This is a genomic window from Nocardioides sp. P4_G10 (genome assembly GCF_056401175.1).
This window is the reverse complement of record NZ_JBFUJV010000001.1, coordinates 489976-510647: the sequence shown is the minus strand read 5'-3', so window position 1 is coordinate 510647 and position 20672 is coordinate 489976. Positions and strand designations below refer to the sequence as shown.

The following is a 20672-nucleotide window of genomic DNA, read 5'->3' as shown; positions in this document are numbered from 1 at the left end:
CGGGTCAGGTCCGCGGGACCTCGCACCGCCGCGCGACCTCCGCGGAGCAGTGGTCGTTCCCGGACCCGCCGCGGGCCGTGTCGCGCCCCCTGCTGCCGATGAGGACGTCGTCCTCGGCGCGACCGACCAGGAGGTCGCGTCCCGCACCACCGGAGAGCCGATCGGCGCGCTTCCCGCCGACCAGGATGTCGTCGCCGTTCCCGCCGAGCAGGGTCGAGATCTTCGTCTTCGCGTACGCAGCGACCGTCACGCGGTCGTCCCCGCCGCGACCGTTCACGAGGATGCGAGGGGCGCGGACCACGATCACGTCCCTGCCCTGCGTGCCGACGATGTCGGCCCGGCGGCCGGCAGTCACCAGCGCCCTGCCCTCGAACCGACCGACCTCGGTCAGGAACGAGAAGCGCCCCCCGTCCGCGGTCGTGTCGCCGCACCTGAACCGCCGCCCGAGCCGGTACTCGATCGTCGAGCAGTGAGGCATCTCGATCGAGTCGTCGCCCTCGCCCCCGTCGAGCGTTCCGCTCATCGGGCCGGTGGCGTACCGGACCCCGTCGTCACCGGCACCCATGGCGGCATCGACGGTCGTGTCATACCGGTGCTCCGGCGCCAGGCTCGTCGACACCGTCAGGACCTCAGCAGCATCCGACCCCGTGAACGTGAGCGGCGAGTCGACGTACACGTGGAAGAACTGCACGTTGCTCCACCGCATGAGCTCGCCCGCGTCCGACGTGGCCGTGCGGGATGCGTTGTCGACCGTGACACGTCGCTGCAGCCAGCCCTTGTGGAAGATGGCGAGATTGTCGCCCGCCCCGTCCCCGGCGGTGCCGCCGTTGTCGAGCACCGCGCCCTTTCCGCCGATGTAGAGCGAGTCACCGCCGGCGCCGGAGATCACGGTGTCGTCGTTCGGGATGTCCGGGGACGGCGAGCCGCTGTAGATGGTGTCCGAGCCGAGGCCGGCGTCGATGTGGTCGCGGCCGGAGTCTCCGCCCAGGTTCGGGTACTCCGGCTGGGCGTTCCCGGCGACGACGGTCTCCGGTCGGCTCGAGCCGAGGAACGTGTCGTCGCCGTCGCCGAGGGTGACGCGCAGGTAGCTGGTGTTGCGGGTCTCCTCCACGACGACCGTGTCGTTGCCTGCGCCCATCAGGACGTCGAACGTCGAGTCGATGTTCGGGTGCGGGATGGTGCCGGCGCCCGGGACGATGCAGAGGAGGTCGTTGCCGTCGCCTGCGTCGATGGTGCCCCGACCGGACGCGCCCTCCGCTGTCGTGACGATGACGTCGTCACCCGGCGTTCCGGCGGTGCTGTTCCCCGCCGTCGGTCCCACGAGCGTGGCCGGTCTTCCCTGGCACGTCGGGACGTCGGCCGCCGCCGCACCCGGCACGGCCATCACGGCGGACGTGGCCACCAGCACGATCCACGCGGACAGGGGAGACGCAGGGGCCACGACGACAACTCCAGGAAGGTGAGCGGAACAGGGGACCTGCGAGAGACGCAGCAGAAGGGGGACGCGCCACCGGCGCCGGAAGTTGCGCCGCTATCGCATCGGGGCGATGGAGGCACGAGTCCCCGATCCATCACGGGGGACGGCGTGCGCGGTGTCGGACGGTGCCTCGAGCTCGTCGGCGACGGAGACGACCAGACCGCCGAGCATGAAGGCGACGATGGCAGCGACGAGCGTCGAGGTCGCGAGGTCCGGGATGAAGCGCCGCGCGCCCTCCGGCTCGGCGCCGTGGAAGTGGTGGGTCAGGGCGTGGCCCTTGCCGCGCGCGAGTAGGTGGCGGTTGACCGGCCAGGCCGCGAAGAACGCCACTGTCAGCGCGAGCATCATCGAGAGCCAGAACACCGGGTTCACGAGCCCCGCCTCCATGGCGCCCGGGATGACGGCCACGACCAGGTTGTCGACGACCTCCATCGTCGCGATCGACAGCGTGTCGGCCGCGAGGACGACGGTCAGGGCGGCCCCGACCCCGAGCCCCGCCCGCAGCAGCGGCAGGGTCGACAGGGAGTAGCCGAAGACGAACGCCAGACCGATCGCGACGGCGATCGTGCTGAGGTTGCCCAACCCGAGGGCGGTGCCGATCATCAGGCCGAGGATCTCGCCGATGGCGCAGCCGGTCAGGCAGTGGAGGGTGGCGGAGACCGCCATCGCGTTGCTGCTGCCCATGTCGTGGTGGGAGCCGTGCCCGGCTCCGGGGAGCGTGCCGTGGTCCATGCCTCGAAGATACCCCTGGGGGGTATCGACGTCAACGGGCGGCGACGGTCGTCGTCATCACGCAGTTCTTCACGCCCTTGGGGCGCACGTAGGTGAAGCCGAGACGTTCGTAGAGGCGGCGGGTGCCGTTGTAGAGGAACGACGACGACATCTTCTTGGTCTGGTCGGTGAGGTCGTGCGGGTAGGACTCGACCACCCCGCCACCCGACTCCGCGATCAGGTCGAGCGCGCCGCGGATCGCGAGCTCGGTGACCCCGCGGCGGCGGTAGCGCTTGTCGACGAACACGCAGGTGATCCGCCAGTCGGGGTCGGCGTCCTTCTCGGCGTCGTACTGCTTGCGGTGGTGGAGCGACGGGAGCTCGACGGGCGTGCCGTACTCCGCCCACGCGATCGCCTCGTCGCCGTCGAGGACCAGCGCGGCGTGCGCCTCGCCCCTCTCGACGTAGGACTTCTTGAGTGCGCGGTTGCCCTCCCTGCCCTGGCCCCGCTCGGGGCCGTCGGGGTGGAACCAGATGCAGTAGCAGCCGCCGAAGATCCCGTTGTGCCGGATGACGAGGTCGTCGAAGGCGGGCCACGTCTCGGACGTGAGGGGCTTGATGTCGTACGACGTCTCGCTCATGCGGTGACCGTACGACCGGAACCGGACGAGCGGCTACCGCTTACCCCGAGGTCCGGTGACCCGTCATCGAGTCGACGTCGAGGGCGGCGTCGAGCTGCTCCTCGGTCAGGTCGCCGCGCTCGACGTAGCCCATGTCGATCACGGTCTCGCGGATCGTGGCCCCGTCGGCGAGGGCCTTCTTGGCGACCTTGGCGGCCTGCTCGTAGCCGATGTGGGCGTTGAGCGGGGTGACCACCGACGGGGAGGACTCGGCGTAACGCCGCATCCGCTCGGCGTCGGCGGTGATCCCGTCCACGCACCTCTCGGCGAGCAGGACCGTGGAGGTGGACAGCACGTGGATCGACTCGAGCAGGGCGTGCGCCATGACCGGCATCATCACGTTGAGCTCGAAGCTGCCGGACGCGCCGGCCCAGGCGATCGTCGCGTCGTTGCCGACGACCCGGGCGCACACCATCAGCGTCGCCTCGGGCAGCACCGGGTTGACCTTCCCGGGCATGATGCTCGACCCCGGCTGCAGGTCGGGCAGGTGGATCTCGGCGAGCCCGGTCGTGGGTCCCGACGACATCCAGCGCAGGTCGTTGCACGCCTTGGTGAGCCCGACGGCGATGGTGCGCAGGACGCCGGACAGCTCGACCAGCGAGTCGCGGGTGCCCTGCGCCTCGAAGTGGTTGCGCGCCTCGGTGAAGGGCTGTCCGGTCCGCTCGGAGAGCGCGGCGATCGCCCGCTCCGCGAAGGCGTCCGGGGTGTTGATGCCGGTGCCGACGGCGGTCCCGCCCAGGGGCAGCTCGCGCACGCGCGGCAGCACCGACTCCAGCCGCTCGACGCCGAGCCGCAGCATGGCGGCGTACGCCCCCATCTCCTGCCCGAGGGTCACGGGCGTGGCGTCCATCAGGTGGGTGCGCCCCGACTTCACCGTGTCGGCGAACTCCTCTGCCTTGCCCTCGAACGACGTCGCGAGCCGGTCGAGCGCGGGCAGGAGGTCGTCGACGACGGCGAGCGTCGCCGCGACGTGGATGCTGGTCGGGAAGGTGTCGTTGCTGCTCTGCGAGGCGTTGACGTGGTCGTTGGGGTGGACCTCGACGCCGGCCTGCGCGGCCAGGGTCGCGATGACCTCGTTGGCGTTCATGTTGGAGCTGGTGCCGGACCCCGTCTGGAAGACGTCGATGGGGAACTCCCCGTCGTGCGACCCCTCGACGATGGCGTCGGCGGCGGAGACGATGGCCTGCGCCTGCTCGTGGCGCACGACGCCCAGCGCGGCGTTGGCGGTCGCGGCTGCGGCCTTGACGTGGGCGAGCGCCTGGACGTGCCGGGGCTGCAACGTGAGGCCGCTGATCGGGAAGTTCTCGATCGCGCGCTGGGTCTGGGCCCGCCACAGGGCGTCGCGAGGTACGTCGACCTCGCCCATGGAGTCGTGCTCGGTGCGTGTCTCGGTCACCCGACGACCGTACCCACTGTCGGGGCTCCTACGCCTGGGCGCGTTGGGCCAGTGAGCGGGAACGGCGAACGCCCCGCTGACCACGGGGGAGGGTCGGCGGGGCGTCGCGGGTGGGGATCAGCACCAGGGGTAGATGAACAGGCTGTCGTCGCCTGCGCGGTGGTCGGCCAGCACGACGCTGAGGGGGAGCGGGTCCGGGAGGGACGCGACGTCGGTGCCGGCGCGCGGCCGGACTCCGACCGAGACGGCGGTGGCGATCGGCAACCCGTCGCGGGCGACCGACGAGAAGAGACCGGCGGACTTGAGGGTGTTCATCCCGGCTCGCATGCAGTCCGTGTCGGGCTTGGCCTGGGCGGCGGCTGGCGCCAGGACGACGGTCGCGGCGGCGAGCGAGAGGGCGGCGAGGCCGCTGGAGGTGCGGTTCATGTCGGTTCTCCTTGCGGGGGGGTCAAGGTCGGAGTCCCACCGAACCACGGCCGTGCGGCGATGTCGAGGGTTTGTCCAATGTTTGTCCAAGGATTGTCCAGTGTGGTGGCGGAGACGGCTTGCGTTCGGCCAGCCTTGACAACCGGTAACCAAACAGTTACCAATAGTCGGTGGACCCGTTCGCAGCCCTCGGTGACCCCGTGCGACGCGACCTCGTCGCGCGGCTGGCGAGCGGCCCGGCCCGGGTGGTCGACCTGGCCGCCGACCACGCCGTCAGCCGACCGGCCATCAGCCGCCACTTGCGCCTGCTGTCCGAGGCCGGACTGGTGACGGCCGACGACCGGGGCCGCGAGCGCCACTACCGGCTCGAACGCACCGGTGTGGCCGTGATCGCCGACTGGCTCGCGGCACTGGAGCCACGCCCCCGGTTCGACGAGTCGGTCCTCGACGGCCTCGACCTCGAGGTGCGCCGCACGACCCGCGACCGGTCCGCCGACCAGCCCGACCAGCCCGACACCGCCCAGGAGACCGCATGACCACGACGCATCAGCCCCGCCCCACCGGACGACGCGAGCAGCGGCACGGCGAGACCTTCCTCGTCTTCGAGCGCACCTTCCGCGCACCGATCGAGGACGTGTGGGCGGCCGTGACCGAGTCCGACCGCCTCGCCCGGTGGATCGGGGAGTGGACCGGTGATCCATCGACCGGGTCGGTCACCTTCCGGATGACCGCCGAGGGCGACGACGTCGCCGACGAGACCATCTGGGTCGACGAGTGCGACCCGCCCCGCCGGGTCGTCATGCGGTCCGCGCAGCCCGTCGAGCCCGACCTGCTCTGGGCGTGGGAGATCGACCTGGCCGAGGCCGACGGCACCACGACGCTGACGTTCGCGCAGGGCGTCACCGACGTCGAGCTGGCCGAGAGCGTCGGTCCCGGATGGGACTACTACCTCGACCGGATGGTCCTCGCCGAGACCGGCGGCGACCTCGCCGTCGTCGACTTCGACGACTACTACCCGGCGTTCAAGGACCACTACCGGGAACAGCTCGGCTGAGGGGTCGCGGCGTGGCCGCTTGGTGCGGTCACGACCCGTTGGGGAGCATGGGGCGCATGCGACCACTGCGACTCGGGATGCACGTCGGGACGGCCGCTCTGCTGGTGGGGGTGAGCTCGGCGTGCTCCGTGCTCGGTGGAGACGACGCCGACCCGCCGTCCGGAGTGGCCGACGACCTCGCCGCCGCCCTGTCAGCCCACTCGCTCGCCGACGTGCCCCTGGTCGACGACGCCGACCGCGCCGCGTTCGCCGACCTCGTCGCCCCGTTGGAGGAGGTGCCGGTCGCCGTCGAGGTCACCTCGGTCGACGAGGTCGAGGGCACCGGCGACGAGCCCGGCTCCGCGACGGCGACGCTGGCCTGGCGGTGGCAGCTGACCGACGCGGCACCCTGGGAGTACGACACGACGGTGGCCCTCGTGCCGGCCGGGCCCGGCTGGCAGGTCGACTGGGCGCCCGAGGCGCTGGCGCCCGACCTCGCCGACGGCGACACCCTCGGGCTGCGCACGGTCCCGCCGGTGCGCGGCGACATCACCGGGGCCGACGGTGCGGTGCTGGTGACCGAGCGGCCGGTGCTGCGCTACGGGCTCGACAAGACCAAGGTCCAGGGGCCGCAGGTCGCCCGGAGCGCCCGGCGGATCGCTCGCGTCCTCGACGTCGACGTGGCGTCGTACGTCGAGCGCGCGGAGGTGATGGGCGCCGAGGCCTTCGTCGAGGCGCTCGTGCTGCGCGAGGACGACGCGCTCGACGTGCTGCCCGGCTTCGCGAAGATCCGCGGCGCCCTCGCCGTGCGCGACACCATGCCGCTCGCCTCGACGCGCGAGTTCGCCGCGGCGCTGCTCGGCCGCGTCGGCCCCGCCACGCTCGAGGTCGTCGAGGCCTCGGAGGGTCGCATCGTCGCCGGCGACGAGGTCGGCCTCTCCGGACTGCAGGCCCGCTACGACGAGCAGCTGCGGGGGGTGCCCGGTGCGTCGGTCGTCGCCCGCGACGCCGACGACCAGCTGCGCACCCTCGCAGAGGTCCCGGCCACAGACGGGGCCGACCTGGTGACGACCCTCGACCCGGCGCTGCAGCAGAAGGGCGAGGACGCGCTGGCCACCCTCGGCGAGGGTGCGCCGGCGGCTGCCCTCGTGGCGATCCGGCCCTCCGACGGCGCGGTCCTGGCGAGCGCCAACGGTGCCGGGGCGGCGGGCGCCGACCTCGCCATGACGGGGCAGTACGCCCCCGGCTCGACGTTCAAGGTGGTCACGTCGCTCGCGCTGCTGCGCAGCGGGATGGGGGTGGACGACGTCGTGTCGTGCCCCGCCACCACGGTCGTCGACGGCCGGTCGTTCAAGAACTACGACGACTACCCGGCCGCCGCGCTCGGCGACATCACCCTGACCCAGGCCGTCGCCCAGTCCTGCAACACGGCCCTCATCGGCAACGCCGACCGCCTCGGTGACGGCGACCTGGCAGCGGCCGCCCAGGCCCTCGGGCTCGGAACCGACCACGACCTCGGCTTCCCGGTCTACTTCGGCCAGGTCCCGCCGCCGGAGACGGCGACCGGGGCCGCCGCCGACATGATCGGCCAGGGCACCGTGCTCGCCAGCCCCTTCGCGATGGCCACCGTAGCCGCGTCGGTGCGGGCCGGCCGGGCCGTGCTGCCGGTGCTGCTGCCGGACCACCAGGTCGAGCAGGTGCCCCCGCCGGAGCCGCTCACCGGTCCCGAGTCGGGCACCCTCCGCGGGCTGATGCGCGCCGTGGTCACCACCGGGTCGGGCCGCTTCCTCCAGGACGTGCCGGGCGAGGTGGGCGCGAAGACCGGCACCGCGGAGTTCGGCCAGCCCGACGCCTCCGGGGCGCTCCCGACGCACACGTGGATGATCGCGGCGCGGGGCGACCTGGCCGTCGCGGTGTTCGTCGAGACCGGCGTCTCGGGGTCGCAGACCGCGGGCCCGGTGCTGGAGGCGTTCCTGCGCTGAGGGCCGAGGCCCCTCAGCGACGGGCGAGGTAGAGGAAGTACTCCTCCGGCCGGTCCTGGAGCAGCACGTCGTGGGCCTGCTCCTCCGCGGCACCGAACACCGTGCGGAGCGAGGCGAGCAGGTCCGGCGCGGCGTTGGCCGACCACACCACGAGCACGCCACCCGGGCCGAGGACGTCGCGGCACCGGCCGAGGAACTCCTCCTCGTAGACCGCCTCGTTGCGCTGGTGCACCAGGTAGCCGGGCCCGTTGTCGACGTCGAGGAGCACCAGGTCGTAGGTCGAGCGTGCCTCGGCGATCGCCATGGCGATGTCGGCGTTGACGACGGTGGCGCGCGTGTTGGCCAGCAGGGCGGGGCCGTGCGGCACCGTCCCGTCGCGCATCCACTGCACCAGCGTCTCCTCGATCTCGACCACGACCGCCCGCTCGACGCGCGGGTCGGCGAGCACCCGCTGCAGGGTGAAGCCGAGTCCGAGCCCGCCGACGAGCACCGTGGACGGCTCCTCGACCAGCTCGAGCGCCTGCGCGGCCAGCTCGATCTCGCTCGTCGTCTCGAGGGTGTCCATCACGAACACCCCGTTGACCCTGAGCTCGAGCACGTCGGCGCCGGTGCCATTCGCACGCCGCCGCAGCACCACCTCGCCGCGGGGGCTCTCGGCCCGGGCGATCTCCACGCTCTGGACGCTCTCGGGGATCACCATGGCGCCATCCTGCCAACCGCCGCTGCCGGACGGCACGCTGCCCACGCCGGCGTCGCTGGGCAGTCTTCGTCCAAGGTCGCCGCGCCGACGGATGGTGGTGCGAAAAGGCTGCCCAGACCCGGCGCGTCCGACTACCGTGAACTCGTGTACACCGTCGGCCGCACAGCTGAGCTCACCGGCGTGCCCTCCGGGACACTCCGCAAGTGGGAGCAGCGCTACGGCGTGGTCGTCCCGCAGCGCTCACCGGGCAACTACCGGCTGTACGACGACGAGGCGGTGCGCCGGCTCGTCGTGATGCGCAGCCTGGTCGAGGCGGGCTGGACGGCGCAGGAGGCGGCTCGCCACGTCGCTGAGGACGTCGCGGCCGCCGAGGCCCAGGTCGCGCGACCGGAGGAGCCGGCCCACGAGGCACGCTTCGAGACCCTCGTCGCCTGCGCCCAGGACTTCGACGTCCCCCAGCTCGAGCGCCTGCTGGGCGAGGGGTTCGGCGACATCGACGTGGTGTCGGTGATCGACGACTGGCTCCTGCCGTCCATGGTCCACCTCGGCAAGGCCTGGCAGCGCGGGCTCGTCTCGGTGGCGGGCGAGCACTTCGTGACCGGCGCGGTGCACCGCAGGCTCGCCCTGACGTTCCAGTCGCTGCCACCCGCCCCGAGCGGCGGCCCGCGCGTCGTCGTGGGCCTCGCGCGCGGCTCGCGCCACGAGATCGGCGTGCTGGCGTTCGCGCTGGTGCTGAGGTCACGCGGGGTCGCGGTGACCTACCTCGGTGGCGACCTGCCGCTCGAGGCCTGGGTCGGAGCCGTGCGTCTCATCGAGCCCCGCGCCGTGGTGCTCGCCGCTCCGACGATCGAGGACCTGCCGGCGGTGCGCGAGGTGACCGAGGCGCTCATGCCGCTCACCGAGGTGCTGCTCGGCGGCGCCCACCAGGACCGCGTCGAGGGTCCCGCGCGCCTCGGTCACCACGCCGGTGCGGCGGCCGACGCCCTCGCCACCCGCCTCGGCGCCGTCAGCTAGCACCCAGGCACCCGGTCGCAGGTGCTCAGCGGGCGGTCGGCGCGGTCTGCTCCTCGGTGCACCCGCTGCTGAACCAGTAGCCGCCGACGATGTCCACGCGGCAGTGGTTGTCGGTGGACGGCGTGTCCGTCATCGCCGGCGACGCGCCCAGCACCGAGCCCAGCGCGGCCGCGACGAGGACCGCGACGCCGGCCACCCGGAGCCGGCGGTTGGTGCGCTCCTCGAGGTCCGCCACCGGCTGTGCCGTCACTGCCATGAACGGCTGCGCCGTGATCGACATGGGTCCTCCTCGGAAGCGTTCCTGCGGCTTGTCCACAGTTTGTCCACCGTTGGTGGACAAACGGGACAGTAGGGCTGTTGTCCACACTTTGTCCAAAGTTCGCTACCCTTGTGGGTGTGTACACCGTCGGACGCACCGCACAGCTCACCGGAGTGCCGCGCGAGACCCTGCGCAAGTGGGAGCAGAGGTATGGCGTGGTGTCGCCGGCCCGCACCGAGGGCAACTACCGGCTCTACGACGACGAGGCGGTCAGACGCCTCTCCGTGATGCGCGACCTCGTCGACTCCGGGTGGGCGCCGCGCGAGGCGGCGCGGAAGGTGCTGGACGAGCCGACCCGGTCAGCCGACCTGCCCCGGCCGGGGTCGCCGCTGGAGCGGCTCGACGACCTCGCGGGCTGCGGCGAGGACTTCGACGTCGTGCGCCTGGAGGGCATGCTCGACAAGGCGTTCGCCGAGGCCGACCTCGCGGTTGCGGTCGACGAGTGGCTGATGCCGTCCCTCGTACGCCTCGGCGAGGCCTGGCAGCAGGGGACCGTGAGCGTCGCGGGCGAGCACTTCGTCAGCGCCGCCGTCCTGCGCCGGCTCGCGCAGGCGTTCCACCAGCTCCCGCACGCCCAGCCCGGGGCACCCCAGGTGATGGTCGGGCTGGCTCGTGGCTCGCGCCACGAGCTGGGCGTCATGGCCTTCGCGATGGTGCTGCGCAGCCGCGGCATCAACGTCACCTACCTCGGCGCCGACCTGCCCGTGGAGAGCTGGGTCGACACCGTCCGGGCGCTGCTGCCCGAGGCCGTGGTGCTCGCGGTCCCGACCGTCGAGGACCTCCCGGCGGTGCGCGAGGCCGTGCAGGCGATCACGCCGATCGCCACCGTCCACCTCGGCGGCGCCCACCAGGGCCGGGTGGAGGGGGCCGAACCCCTCGGCCACCAGATCGGCGAGGCGGCAGCCGACCTCGCCGCGCGCCTCACCGCCGCCGCCTGACGGCGGCTCCTGCGGCTGCTGCCGCTACTGCGCCGAGCGGACCCGGATGCSTGAGATCGGGACCGTCACCGCGCCCGAAGGGTCGGTGAAGAAGTCGTTGCCCTTGTCGTCGACGACGATGAACGCCGGGAAGTCCTCGACCTCGATCTTCCAGACGGCCTCCATGCCGAGCTCCTCGTACTCGACGACCTCGACGGACCTGATGCAGTCCTGCGCGAGGCGAGCGGCCGGGCCGCCGATCGAGCCGAGGTAGAACCCGCCGTGGGAGTCGCAGGCCTCGGTGACGGCCTTCGAGCGGTTGCCCTTGGCGAGCATGACCATCGATCCGCCCGCGGCCTGGAACTGCTCGACGTAGGAGTCCATGCGACCGGCCGTCGTGGGACCGAACGACCCGGACGGCATGCCCTCGGGGGTCTTGGCCGGACCGGCGTAGTAGACCGGGTGGTTGCGCAGGTAGTCGGGCATCTCCTCGCCGGCGTCGAGGCGCTCCTTGATCTTGGCGTGCGCGATGTCGCGGGCCACGACGAGCGGTCCGGTGAGGGAGAGCCGCGTCTTGACCGGGTGCTTCGAGAGCTCGGCGAGGATGTCGGCCATCGGCTGGTTGAGGTCGATCGGGACGACCGCGCCGCCCTCGATGTCGTGGGCCATGCCGGCGTCGGGCATGTAGTGGGCCGGGTCGGTCTCGAGCTGCTCGAGGAAGACGCCCTCCGGCGTGATCTTGCCGAGCGCCTGCCGGTCCGCCGAGCAGGAGACGGCGATCGCGACGGGGCACGACGCTCCGTGGCGGGGGAGGCGGACGACGCGCACGTCGTGGCAGAAGTACTTGCCGCCGAACTGCGCGCCGATCCCGAAGGACTGCGTGAGCTCGAAGACCTGCTCCTCCAGCTCGACGTCGCGGATGCCGTGGGCGGCCATCGAGCCCTCCGTCGGCAGGTCGTCGAGGTAGTGCGCCGAGGCGTACTTCGCGGTCTTGAGGGCGAACTCCGCGCTGGTGCCGCCGATGACGACGGCGAGGTGGTACGGCGGGCAGGCAGCGGTGCCGAGGGAGCGGATCTTCTCGTCGAGGAACTCCATCAGCCGCGTCGGGTTCAGGACGGCCTTGGTCTCCTGGAACAGGAACGACTTGTTGGCCGACCCGCCGCCCTTGGCCATGAACAGGAACTTGTACTCCGGGACGTCCTTCGCGGGCGTCGAGTAGAGCTCGATCTGCGCGGGCAGGTTGGTGCCGGTGTTCTTCTCCTCGAACGTCGTCAGCGGCGCGAGCTGCGAGTAGCGGAGGTTGAGGCGGGTGTAGGCGTCGTACACCCCGCGGCTGATCGCCTCGCCGTCGTCGGTGCCGGTGAGGACGCCCTCGGACTTCTTGCCCATCACGATCGCGGTGCCGGTGTCCTGGCACATCGGCAGCACCCCGCCGGCGGAGATGTTGACGTTCTTGAGCAGGTCGAGCGCGACGAAGCGGTCGTTGCCGGAGGCCTCGGGGTCGTCGATGATCCGGCGCAGCTGCGCGAGGTGACCGGGGCGGAGGTAGTGGCTGATGTCGTGCATCGCCTCCTCGGTGAGCCGCCGGATCGCCTCGGGCTCGACCTGCAGGAAGGTGCGACCGCCGACCTCCACGGTCGACACGCCCTCGGTCGTGACGAGGCGGTAGGGGGTCTCTGGGGCGCCGTTGGAACCGGCGGTCGGGAGGAGGTCGGAGTAGTGGAACTCAGGGCCAGTGGCAGCGGTCGTCACGGCTGCCGATGCTACGCCGGGCCGGGCTCCGCGCCGGACTCGCCCTCCGGGTCCGGACGGGGCTCGGGACGCGCGTCCCGCTGCGCCTCGCGCGCCTGCTGCTCGCGCGCCCTGCGTCGCTGCTCCTCGGCGCGCTCGCGCACCTTCTTCAGGAACGCCTCGTCGGCGGCGGGGTCGGCGGCCGCGAACCGGCCGGGACGGTCGTACTCGGGGAACGCGCCGCGCTGCGCTCGTGGGGGCCGTGCCGTCGGGCGCGCTGCGGCCGGCCCGCGACGAGCCAGGCGATCGACCCGACGAACGGGAAGAACAGGACGAGCAGGATCCACCAGACCTTGGACAGGTTGCGGACCTCGTCGTCGCGGGACGAGATGGCCTCGACGATGCAGTAGATGCTGAGGACCAGAGGGACCAGGAAGAAGAGCAGGCGAATCACGAACGACCCCCGCAGGTCGGCCCTGCCGGGGCCGCGGACGCTGGAGAACGCCCCGGCGTGGCGGCAGGCTACCGTGCCCGGCGCCCGGGCGTGGCGAGTTGCGCGAGTGTCTCCGTGGCCTGAAACTAAAGTAATCCACTAAACAATAGGAAGTGATGCATGCGCACACTGCTCACGCGACTGCTCGTGGCGCTCGGGACCACGATCATCGCGACGACGACCGTCCTGCCCCCGACGCTCGCGACCCCTGTGGCGGCGACCGCGCCGGCCCCGCCGGGTGCCCGACCCAACATCGTGCTCGTCCTGATGGACGACTTCTCCCTCGAGCTGCTGGCCACGATGCCGGAGGCGCAGCGGATGGTCACGGAGGGCGCGTCCTACCGCAACGCCTTCGTGGTCGACTCGTTGTGCTGTCCGTCCCGAGCGTCCCTGCTCACGGGGCAGGCGCCGCACCACACCGGCGTCCTGACCAACACCGCCAACGACCCCGACCAGCCCATCGGGGGCTACAAGGCGTTCGTCCAGCGCGGCAACCAGGAGCGCCAGTTCTCCCTCGCCCTGCAGGAGTCCGGCTACACCACCGGGTTCGTCGGCAAGTTCATGAACGGCTACGAGGCGCGCACCGTCGACGGACAGGTGGTGCCCCCGCCGCGGGTTCCGGGCTGGGACGTCTGGAACCCGATCCTCGGCGGCGGCTACAACGGGTGGGGCTACAAGAGCGTCTACCTCGACGACAACGGTGACCCGCAGCTCGAGAACCACCCGAAGCCGCCCCGCACCTCGCCTGTCGAGGTCCTCGACAAGGCCTACATGCAGACCGTCACGCGCGACAAGGCGCTCGCCTTCATCGAGGAGGCGGAGTCCGCCGACGAGCCGTACTTCCTGGAGGTCGCGACCTACGGCCCGCACTCGCAGCTCCAGAAGGCCTACCCCGACAGCCCACAGTTCCCGCCGGCGTACGCCGACCGCGCAGCCGACGGCAGTCCCACCGGGGGCAACTGCGGCGCGCTGGCGTGCGGCGACCTGACGGTCGCCGACCTCGTCGGGTACGGCGACCCGCGCGAGGACAACGTGCCGACCTACCTGCGTCCCGACGGGACCGTCGAGACGGCCCCGGCGTGGCGGACCAACGAGATCACCCTGACCGAGGAGCAGGCGCTTGCCCGCTACCGCGACCGGGCCCGCATGGTGCAGTCGATCGACCGGATGCTGACCGAGATCCGCGCGGCCGTCGGTCCGGACACCTATGTCGTCCTGACCGCCGACAACGGATTCCACCTCGGGCAGCACCAGCTCAACGGCGGCAAGGGCACGCCGTACGACTCCGACGCCCGCGTGCCGCTGGTGGTGGTCGGACCCGGTGTCGTGCAGGGGGAGCGCACGCAGTTCGTCAACAACATCGACCTCGCGCCCACCTTCGAGGAGTTGGCCGGACGGCGGCCCGACCGGGTGCGCGACGGACGCTCCTTCGCCGACTCGCTGTCGAGGGCCGAGGCACCCGGCGCGCGGTACGCCTTCTACGAGCACACCTTCGCCAAGTCCGTGCCGGGCGAGGTCGACACCGACGAGGGATCGGGCGGCACGATCGACATCATCCCGTCGTACGTCGCCGTGCGCGGAGAGCAGGGACTGCTGGTGCGGCTCGACCTCGACCCCGCCTGGGGCGCGACCGACCACGCGTGGGAGCTCTACCGCTACGACCGGCCGTGGGAGGACGTCAACGTCTTCGCCACCGACCACACCCAGCCGTGGGCGCGCGACCTCAGGCGTCGCCTCGAGCTGTGGGACGGCTGCCAGCCGGACGTCTGCCGGGCCGCGGCCCGCTGAGCCGGGACGTCATGGCGGGTGGTTGCCCCGGCGACCACCCGCCATGACGTCGTGGGCGCCGACCTCCGGGCCAGACCGCGCGTTCATCGGTCGTACCCAGACACGTCACGCGGGAGTAGCCTCCGAGCAGACGCGCCCGACGAGGCTCCGCGCGGAACATTCCACCGGCTGCGGCCGGCCAGCACCCTGGAGGTCGAAGTTGAAGCTCCGCACCACACTCGTGTCCCTCGCCGCGATGGCGACCCTCGCAGCCGCCGCAGGCTGCGCGGCTCCGGAGAAGGAGTCCGACACCACCACTGAGAGCGGCGTGGACGCCGCGTCCGCCACGTCCGCGGAGGACTTCGGCGGGATGGACGAGCTCGTGAAGGCTGCCCAGGACGAGGGCACCCTCAACGTCATCGCCCTGCCGCCGGACTGGGCCAACTACGGCGAGGTCATCTCCACCTTCGAGGACAAGTACGACATCACGGTCAGCTCCGACCAGCCCGATGCTGCCTCCCAGGACGAGATCAACGCGGCCAACGACCTCAAGGGCACCGACCGCGCGCCCGACGTCTTCGACCTCGGCCAGTCCGTGGCCCTCGCCAACACCGACCTGTTCGCGCCCTACCAGGTCGAGACCTGGGACGACATCCCCGACGAGTTCAAGGACCCCGACGGCACCTGGGTCAACGACTACGGCGGCTACATGTCGATCGGCTACGACTCGTCCGTCGTCCCCGACGTCACCTCGGTCGCCGACCTGATGAAGCCCGAGTTCAAGGGCAAGGTGGCGCTCAACGGTGACCCGACGCAGGCCGGTGCGGCGTTCAGCGGCGTCATGATGGCCGCGATCGCCAACGGCGGGTCGGCCGACGACGTCGCGCCCGGCGTCGACTTCTTCGCCGACCTGAAGAAGGCCGGCAACTTCCTCACCGTCGACCCCGACTCCACGACGATCGAGCAGGGCACCACGCCCGTCGTCATCGACTGGGACTATCTCGGCGCGGCCGCGGCGGCCAATGTCGACACGTGGAAGACGGTCGTCCCCGAGGAGGCCGTCGTCGCGGGCTACTACTTCCAGGCGATCAACGCCGACGCGCCGCACCCGGCGGCCGCGCGGCTGTGGCAGGAGTTCCTCTACAGCGACGAGGGCCAGAACCTCTGGCTCAAGGGTGGCGCCCGTCCGGTCCGCGGCGAGGCGATGGCCGAGGCCGGCACCATCGACGAGGAGCTCTGGGGAGCCCTGCCCGAGGTCACCGGCGACCCGGTCATCCCGACCGACGACCAGACGGTGACCGCCGGCGAGTACCTCGCAGCGAACTGGTCCAAGGCCATCCGCTGAGCACGCCGACCCGCGTGAGCGGGGGCACGGGCCGGCGGTTCGCCGTCGGCCCGGCCCTCCCGCTCCTGCCGTTCCTGCTCTTCGTCCTCGTCTTCCTGGTCGTCCCCACGCTGACCGTGGTGCTGGGCGCCTTCCAGGACGAGGACGGTCGCCCGACGCTGGGCAACCTCGACGCGTTGCGAAGCGAGGCCGCGCTCACCGCGCTCAGGGGGTCGCTGATCCTCTCGGCCTCGACCGCCCTGATCGGCGCGGTGCTCGGCGCGGTGCTGGCGTACCTCATCGTCTCGCTGCCGGCGCACAACCTGCTGCGTCGCTCGTCGCTCGCCATCAGCGGCGTGCTCGCCCAGTTCGGCGGCGTCGTGCTCGCCTTCGCGTGGATCGCGACCATCGGCCCGGTCGGTGTCGTCACCCTGGCGATGTCCGACTTCTTCGGGGCTGACGTCTACGGCAGCGGCTGGCTGTTCGGCCTGCCCGGCCTGGTCGTCGTCTATTCCTACTTCCAGGTCCCGCTGATGGTGATCGTCTTCGCCCCGGCCTTCGACGGCCTTCGGCCGCAGTGGCGCGAGGCCGCGGTCAACCTCGGCGCGAACACCTGGACCTACTGGCGCTACGTAGCCCTGCCGCTGCTCACGCCGCCCTTCCTCGGCGCGTTGCTGCTGCTGTTCGCCAACGCGTTCGCTGCGTACGCCACCGCGGCCGTGCTGGTCAGCCAGGGCCAGCCGATCGTGCCGCTCATGATCCGGCAGGCCATCACCAGCGAGGTCCTGCTCGGGCAGGCCAACGTCGGCTTCGCGCTGGCGCTCGAGATGATCGTGGTGGTGACGGTCGTGATGGTGGGCTACAACCTGCTCCTCCGGCGTACGGCGAGGTGGATGCGATGACGCAGTCCCGGGGCTTCAAGGTCTTCCGAGCCGTCGGCCTCCTGCTGTTCGCGGCCTACTTCTTCGTGCCGCTGCTGGCGATGTTCGACTTCTCCACCCAGGTCCGGGGGAGCGCTCCCGGCCGCACCTGGGACAACTGGGCCCTCATGGTCACCGACGAGGACCTCCGCTCATCGATCGTCGCGTCGCTGCTGCTGGCGCTCTTCACCGTCGTGCTGATGGTGGCGCTGCTGGTGCCGACGATGGTGTGGGTGCGGCTGCGGGTCCCGCGGGCGCGCGGGCTGATCGAGTTCCTCTGCCTGCTCCCGCTGACGATCCCCGCGCTGGTGATCGTGGTGGGGATCAGCAACGTCTACTCGTGGGTGACCTACCTGCTGGGGGACAGCGCGCTGGTGCTGACCTTCGCCTACGTCGTCCTGGTGCTGCCCTACGCGTACCGCGCGATCGACGCCTCGTTGTCTGCGATCGACGCTGCGACGCTCTCGGAGGCCGCCCGCTCGCTGGGCGCCGGGTGGTTCACCGTGATCGTGCGCATCATCATGCCCAACATCACCGGCGGCATCCTCGGAGCCGCGTTCATCGCGGTGGCGCTCGTGCTCGGCGAGTACGTGTTCGCCTCCTTGCTGCACTTCGACACCCTGCCCGTGGCGATGGCGGCGCTCTACAAGAGCAACGGTCCCGCCGCGATGGCCGCCGCTCTCGCCTCGATGATCCTCGTGGCCGTGCTGCTCGTCGGCCTCACCTTCCTCAGCCGCGACCGGCACAAGCAAGGAGCGTCCGCATGACCGACCTCTCGACCGAGCGCGGGCTGGCCGTCGACCTCTCCGACCTCACCCGCATCTACGGAGAGGTCCGCGCCCTCGACGGGCTGACCCTCCACCTCGAGCCCGGCGAGCTGGTCGCGCTGCTCGGCCCGTCGGGCTGTGGCAAGACCACCGCCCTCCGCATCCTCGCGGGGCTCGACCGGGCGACCTCCGGCTCGGTGTCGGTGGGAGGCAAGGACCTGACCAGGGTGCCGGCCAACAAGCGCGACATGGGCATGGTGTTCCAGGCCTACAGCCTGTTCCCTCACATGACGGTGATCGACAACGTCGCCTTCGGCCTCAAGCTGCGGGGGAGCGACAGCGCAGGACGCCGCAGGCGGGCCGGCGACATGCTGGACCTGGTCGGCCTCAGCGAGCACGCCGACCGCTACGCCCACCAGCTGTCCGGTGGCCAGCAGCAGCGCGTCGCGCTGGCGCGGGCGCTGGCCGTCGAGCCGTCGGTGCTGCTGCTCGACGAGCCGCTCTCGGCGCTCGACGCCAAGGTGCGCGTGCAGCTGCGCGACGAGATCCGTCGGGTGCAGCTCGAGGTCGGCACCACGACGTTGTTCGTCACCCACGACCAGGAGGAGGCGCTCGCCGTCGCCGACCGGGTCGGCGTGATGAACGCCGGTCGCCTCGAGCAGCTCGCGCCGCCTGCGGAGCTCTACTCGGCCCCGGCGACCCGGTTCGTCGGCGAGTTCGTCGGCCTCAGCAACCGGCTCCCTGCGACGGTCGCGGGCGGTGTCGCCTCGGTGCTGGGCCGCGAGGTGCCGGCCCTCGACGGTTCTGCCCCGGGTGACGGCTTCGCGCTCGTGCGCCCGGAGGCCGTCTCGGTCGTCGCGGACGAGGGGGGCCACGCCACCGTCACGACGGTGATGTTCCTCGGTCCACTCTCGCGGGTCACCTGCACGCTCGACGACGGCACCGACGTCGTCGCCCAGCTGGCGAGCTCCGAGGCCCTGCGCCTCGAGCCCGGCACGCGGGTCCGGCTGACCGTCGACGCGGTGCCGGTGCTGGTGGTGGCCTGAGCCGTCAGCGCCAGGGCGTGACCAGGGCGGTGAGGTCGGGTGCGAGCTCCTGCATCAGCTTGGGGCCGAAGGTCACCCGGTGCACGCCCATCACCTGCAGGTCCTCCAGCGACCCGGCGGCGCTGCCCGTGCGCGGGTTGGCGATGATGTTGACCGGCCCGGACAGCGCGTCGAGGAGGGCCTGCAGCGCAGCCGCGTCCGGTACGCCGACGGGGTAGACGCAGCGCGCACCCGCCTCCTCGCACGCCTGCAGGCGGGTGGCGGCCTCGCCGACCGGGTCCGCGAACTGGTCCTTCTTGAGGAAGACGTCGGTGCGCGCGTTGACCACCAGGTCGACGCCGGCCGCGTCCGCCGCCTGGCGGATCGCGCCGATGTAGTCGGCGTGCTCCGCCGCCGAGCGCATCCGGCCGCCCTCGGAGTGCACGGTGTCCTCGATGTTGAGGCCGACGGCGCCGGCCTCGAGCAGCCGCTCGACGAGCTCCTGGGGCGTGGCGCCGTAGCCGGCCTCCATGTCGGCGGTCACCGGGACCTCCGGCACGGCCGAACAGATCCGTCGTACGCCGTCGAGGGCGTCGTCGAGCGTCATGTCCTCGTTGTCGCCCTGGCCGCGGGAGTCGGCCAGCGGGTGGCTGCCGATGCTGAGCGCTCCGAAGCCGGCCTCGGCGACGACCTTCGCGGACCAGGCGTCCCAGACGTTCGGCAGGACCAGCGTGGAGCCGGTGTGGTGGAGCTCGAGGAGACGGGTGGCGAGGGTGGCGACGGAGGTGGTCATGCGTCGAGGCTGCCACGCGCGAGGCGCGGAGCACAGGGGCCAGCGGGCATAGGACCCCGCGCTCGGGTGTTGCAGGCGACGTGAAGGTCCACGAGGCAGCGCCCGACCCCGTGCTGGACTCCGTCCTCGATTCCGTGCTCGACTCGGTCGTGATCGGCGCGGGGCAGGCCGGTCTCGCGGCGTCGTACTTCCTGCGCCAGCGGGGAATCGACCACCTCGTCCTCGACGCCAATCCCGGTCCCGGCGGGGCGTGGCAGCACCGGTGGGCGTCACTCAGCATGGGCGACGTCCACGGGGTGGCCGACCTGCCGGCGTCCACCGCCCCCGACGGCAGCGACCGGGCGGCCAACCTGGTCGTGCCCGACTACTTCGACGGCTACGAGCGGTGGCACCACCTCCCCGTCGTGCGCCCGGTGCAGGTCGACCGCGTCGAGAGCGAGGGCGACCTCCTCGTCGTGCGCGCGGGCGACCGGGTCTGGCGCACCCGGACGTTGGTGAACGCGACCGGCACCTGGACGCGCCCGTTCGTGCCGCACTACCCGGGCATCGCGTCGTTCGTCGGCGAACAGCTGCACACGGCTGGCTACCCGGGCGCCGAGCACTTCCGCGGCAAGCGCGTGCTCGTCGTCGGCGGCGGCGCCTCCGCGGTGCAGTTCATCGGCGAGCTCGCCCCCGTCACCGACACGCTGTGGGTGACCCGCCGCCCGCCGGTGTGGCGCGACGACGACTTCGACTCCGCCGCCGGCCTCGCCGCGGTCACCGCCGTCGAGGAGCGCGTACGACAGGGGCWGCCGCCGGCGAGCGTCGTCAGCGTCACCGGCCTGGCGCTGCGTCCCCAGGAGCAGGAGGCGGCCCGGCTGGGCGCCTACGAGCGGCGCCTCCCGATGTTCGAACGCATCGAGCCCCACGGCGTGCGGTGGTCCGACGGACGCTTCGAACCGGTCGACGTGATCCTCTGGGCCACCGGCTTCCGTCCCGCCGTCGAGCACCTCGCGCCACTCGGCCTGCGCTCCCCGCAGGGCGGCATCGCCCTCGTCCCGGTGCCCGGCAACGTGCAGGGCGCGACCACGGCCGTGGCCGACCCGCGTGTGCAGCTCGTGGGCTACGGCCCCTCGGCCAGCACGGTCGGTGCCTCGCGCGCGGGTCGACAGGCCGCCCTCGCGGTGTCGCGGCACCTCGCCGCGCTGGCCGCCTGACC

At 72.0% G+C, this 20672-nt stretch carries 22 protein-coding genes; 11 read left to right on the top strand and 11 right to left on the bottom strand.

The window, feature by feature from the left end; genetic code table 11:
* Nucleotides 1-4: 4 nt before the first annotated feature.
* The 5 genes from AC1DP1_RS02415 to AC1DP1_RS02395 form a co-directional block, all read right to left on the bottom strand.
* Nucleotides 5-1441, bottom strand: a complete 1437-nt coding sequence (locus tag AC1DP1_RS02415) for a calcium-binding protein (RefSeq protein WP_477505484.1) — start codon at nt 1439-1441, stop codon at nt 5-7.
* 90 nt (nt 1442-1531) lie between these two features.
* Entirely contained in the window at nt 1532-2209 is a 678-nt protein-coding gene (locus tag AC1DP1_RS02410) for a DUF4396 domain-containing protein (protein ID WP_477505483.1), read from the bottom strand.
* A 31-nt stretch (nt 2210-2240) separates the two neighbouring features.
* Entirely contained in the window at nt 2241-2828 is a 588-nt protein-coding gene (locus AC1DP1_RS02405; protein ID WP_477505482.1) for a GNAT family N-acetyltransferase, read from the bottom strand.
* 40 nt (nt 2829-2868) lie between these two features.
* Nucleotides 2869-4263 (bottom strand): class II fumarate hydratase, encoded by a 1395-nt coding sequence (locus tag AC1DP1_RS02400; RefSeq protein ID WP_477505481.1) that lies wholly within the window; start codon nt 4261-4263, stop codon nt 2869-2871.
* 117 nt (nt 4264-4380) lie between these two features.
* The gene (locus AC1DP1_RS02395; protein WP_477505480.1) at nt 4381-4689 is read right to left on the bottom strand and encodes a hypothetical protein; all 309 of its coding nucleotides are present in this window, start codon (nt 4687-4689) and stop codon (nt 4381-4383) included.
* A 170-nt stretch (nt 4690-4859) separates the two neighbouring features.
* Here AC1DP1_RS02395 and AC1DP1_RS02390 point away from each other — a divergent pair, with 170 nt between their 5' ends.
* Genes AC1DP1_RS02390 through AC1DP1_RS02380 form a run of 3 tightly spaced genes read left to right on the top strand, consistent with a single transcriptional unit; the run spans nt 4860 to nt 7704 of the window.
* Complete coding sequence (locus tag AC1DP1_RS02390; protein WP_477505479.1) at nt 4860-5225, top strand: ArsR/SmtB family transcription factor; 366 nt, start codon at nt 4860-4862, stop codon at nt 5223-5225.
* Nucleotides 5222-5743, top strand: coding sequence for an SRPBCC family protein (locus AC1DP1_RS02385; protein WP_477505478.1), 522 nt, complete (start codon nt 5222-5224; stop codon nt 5741-5743). Before AC1DP1_RS02390 ends, AC1DP1_RS02385 begins: the two co-directional genes overlap by 4 nt.
* Before the next feature lie 56 nt (nt 5744-5799).
* Entirely contained in the window at nt 5800-7704 is a 1905-nt protein-coding gene (locus tag AC1DP1_RS02380) for a penicillin-binding transpeptidase domain-containing protein (protein WP_477505477.1), read from the top strand.
* A 13-nt stretch (nt 7705-7717) separates the two neighbouring features.
* Here the strand turns inward: AC1DP1_RS02380 and AC1DP1_RS02375 are convergent, their stop codons facing one another.
* Nucleotides 7718-8404 (bottom strand): spermidine synthase, encoded by a 687-nt coding sequence (locus AC1DP1_RS02375; RefSeq protein WP_477505476.1) that lies wholly within the window; start codon nt 8402-8404, stop codon nt 7718-7720.
* A gap of 144 nt (nt 8405-8548) precedes the next feature.
* Here AC1DP1_RS02375 and AC1DP1_RS02370 point away from each other — a divergent pair, with 144 nt between their 5' ends.
* Nucleotides 8549-9418, top strand: coding sequence for a MerR family transcriptional regulator (locus AC1DP1_RS02370; RefSeq protein ID WP_477505475.1), 870 nt, complete (start codon nt 8549-8551; stop codon nt 9416-9418).
* A 25-nt stretch (nt 9419-9443) separates the two neighbouring features.
* Here AC1DP1_RS02370 and AC1DP1_RS02365 read toward each other — a convergent pair whose 3' ends face one another.
* The gene (locus tag AC1DP1_RS02365) at nt 9444-9698 is read right to left on the bottom strand and encodes a hypothetical protein (RefSeq protein WP_477505474.1); all 255 of its coding nucleotides are present in this window, start codon (nt 9696-9698) and stop codon (nt 9444-9446) included.
* 116 nt (nt 9699-9814) lie between these two features.
* On the opposite strand from AC1DP1_RS02365, the gene AC1DP1_RS02360 reads away from it, so the two are divergent.
* A complete protein-coding gene (locus tag AC1DP1_RS02360; protein WP_477505473.1) occupies nt 9815-10675 on the top strand; it encodes a MerR family transcriptional regulator in 861 nt (286 codons plus the stop codon).
* A gap of 24 nt (nt 10676-10699) precedes the next feature.
* Here the strand turns inward: AC1DP1_RS02360 and AC1DP1_RS02355 are convergent, their stop codons facing one another.
* Genes AC1DP1_RS02355 through AC1DP1_RS02345 form a run of 3 tightly spaced genes read right to left on the bottom strand, consistent with a single transcriptional unit; the run spans nt 10700 to nt 12839 of the window.
* Nucleotides 10700-12406: a fumarate hydratase gene (locus AC1DP1_RS02355; RefSeq protein ID WP_477505472.1), complete on the bottom strand. Its 1707-nt coding sequence runs from the start codon at nt 12404-12406 to the stop codon at nt 10700-10702.
* Between the two features lie 11 nt (nt 12407-12417).
* On the bottom strand, nt 12418-12549 hold the full coding sequence (locus AC1DP1_RS02350; RefSeq protein ID WP_477505471.1) for a hypothetical protein: 132 nt from the start codon (nt 12547-12549) through the stop codon (nt 12418-12420).
* A gap of 5 nt (nt 12550-12554) precedes the next feature.
* Nucleotides 12555-12839 carry a PLD nuclease N-terminal domain-containing protein gene (locus tag AC1DP1_RS02345; protein ID WP_477505470.1) on the bottom strand — a complete coding sequence of 95 codons (285 nt, stop codon included), beginning with the start codon at nt 12837-12839 and terminating at the stop codon, nt 12555-12557.
* A 159-nt stretch (nt 12840-12998) separates the two neighbouring features.
* Here AC1DP1_RS02345 and AC1DP1_RS02340 point away from each other — a divergent pair, with 159 nt between their 5' ends.
* The 5 genes from AC1DP1_RS02340 (at nt 12999) to AC1DP1_RS02320 (ending at nt 18702) form a co-directional block, all read left to right on the top strand.
* Entirely contained in the window at nt 12999-14666 is a 1668-nt protein-coding gene (locus tag AC1DP1_RS02340) for a sulfatase-like hydrolase/transferase (protein ID WP_477505469.1), read from the top strand.
* A gap of 199 nt (nt 14667-14865) precedes the next feature.
* Nucleotides 14866-15990 (top strand): ABC transporter substrate-binding protein, encoded by a 1125-nt coding sequence (locus tag AC1DP1_RS02335; protein WP_477505468.1) that lies wholly within the window; start codon nt 14866-14868, stop codon nt 15988-15990.
* A 14-nt stretch (nt 15991-16004) separates the two neighbouring features.
* Nucleotides 16005-16871, top strand: a complete 867-nt coding sequence (locus AC1DP1_RS02330; protein ID WP_477505467.1) for an ABC transporter permease — start codon at nt 16005-16007, stop codon at nt 16869-16871.
* Nucleotides 16868-17656, top strand: coding sequence for an ABC transporter permease (locus tag AC1DP1_RS02325; protein ID WP_477505466.1), 789 nt, complete (start codon nt 16868-16870; stop codon nt 17654-17656). Before AC1DP1_RS02330 ends, AC1DP1_RS02325 begins: the two co-directional genes overlap by 4 nt.
* Nucleotides 17653-18702, top strand: coding sequence for an ABC transporter ATP-binding protein (locus tag AC1DP1_RS02320; protein ID WP_457184810.1), 1050 nt, complete (start codon nt 17653-17655; stop codon nt 18700-18702). The genes AC1DP1_RS02325 and AC1DP1_RS02320 overlap by 4 nt, the downstream gene beginning before the upstream one ends.
* A gap of 4 nt (nt 18703-18706) precedes the next feature.
* Here AC1DP1_RS02320 and AC1DP1_RS02315 read toward each other — a convergent pair whose 3' ends face one another.
* Nucleotides 18707-19474, bottom strand: a complete 768-nt coding sequence (locus tag AC1DP1_RS02315) for an isocitrate lyase/PEP mutase family protein (RefSeq protein WP_477505465.1) — start codon at nt 19472-19474, stop codon at nt 18707-18709.
* A gap of 80 nt (nt 19475-19554) precedes the next feature.
* Here AC1DP1_RS02315 and AC1DP1_RS02310 point away from each other — a divergent pair, with 80 nt between their 5' ends.
* Nucleotides 19555-20670 carry an NAD(P)-binding domain-containing protein gene (locus tag AC1DP1_RS02310; RefSeq protein WP_477505464.1) on the top strand — a complete coding sequence of 372 codons (1116 nt, stop codon included), beginning with the start codon at nt 19555-19557 and terminating at the stop codon, nt 20668-20670.
* The last annotated feature ends 2 nt before the right edge of the window (nt 20671-20672 follow it).

Bases quoted from the DNA above. Each gene is read 5' to 3' on its own strand.
- AC1DP1_RS02410 (WP_477505483.1), bottom strand. From the start codon at position 2,209: ATGGACCACGGCACGCTCCCCGGAGCCGGGCACGGCTCCCACCACGAC.
- AC1DP1_RS02405 (WP_477505482.1), bottom strand. From the start codon at position 2,828: ATGAGCGAGACGTCGTACGACATCAAGCCCCTCACGTCCGAGACGTGG.
- AC1DP1_RS02395 (WP_477505480.1), bottom strand. From the start codon at position 4,689: ATGAACCGCACCTCCAGCGGCCTCGCCGCCCTCTCGCTCGCCGCCGCG.
- AC1DP1_RS02385 (WP_477505478.1), top strand. From the start codon at position 5,222: ATGACCACGACGCATCAGCCCCGCCCCACCGGACGACGCGAGCAGCGG.
- AC1DP1_RS02380 (WP_477505477.1), top strand. From the start codon at position 5,800: ATGCGACCACTGCGACTCGGGATGCACGTCGGGACGGCCGCTCTGCTG.
- AC1DP1_RS02375 (WP_477505476.1), bottom strand. From the start codon at position 8,404: ATGGTGATCCCCGAGAGCGTCCAGAGCGTGGAGATCGCCCGGGCCGAG.
- AC1DP1_RS02365 (WP_477505474.1), bottom strand. From the start codon at position 9,698: ATGTCGATCACGGCGCAGCCGTTCATGGCAGTGACGGCACAGCCGGTG.
- AC1DP1_RS02340 (WP_477505469.1), top strand. From the start codon at position 12,999: ATGCGCACACTGCTCACGCGACTGCTCGTGGCGCTCGGGACCACGATC.
- AC1DP1_RS02325 (WP_477505466.1), top strand. From the start codon at position 16,868: ATGACGCAGTCCCGGGGCTTCAAGGTCTTCCGAGCCGTCGGCCTCCTG.
- AC1DP1_RS02320 (WP_457184810.1), top strand. From the start codon at position 17,653: ATGACCGACCTCTCGACCGAGCGCGGGCTGGCCGTCGACCTCTCCGAC.
- AC1DP1_RS02315 (WP_477505465.1), bottom strand. From the start codon at position 19,474: ATGACCACCTCCGTCGCCACCCTCGCCACCCGTCTCCTCGAGCTCCAC.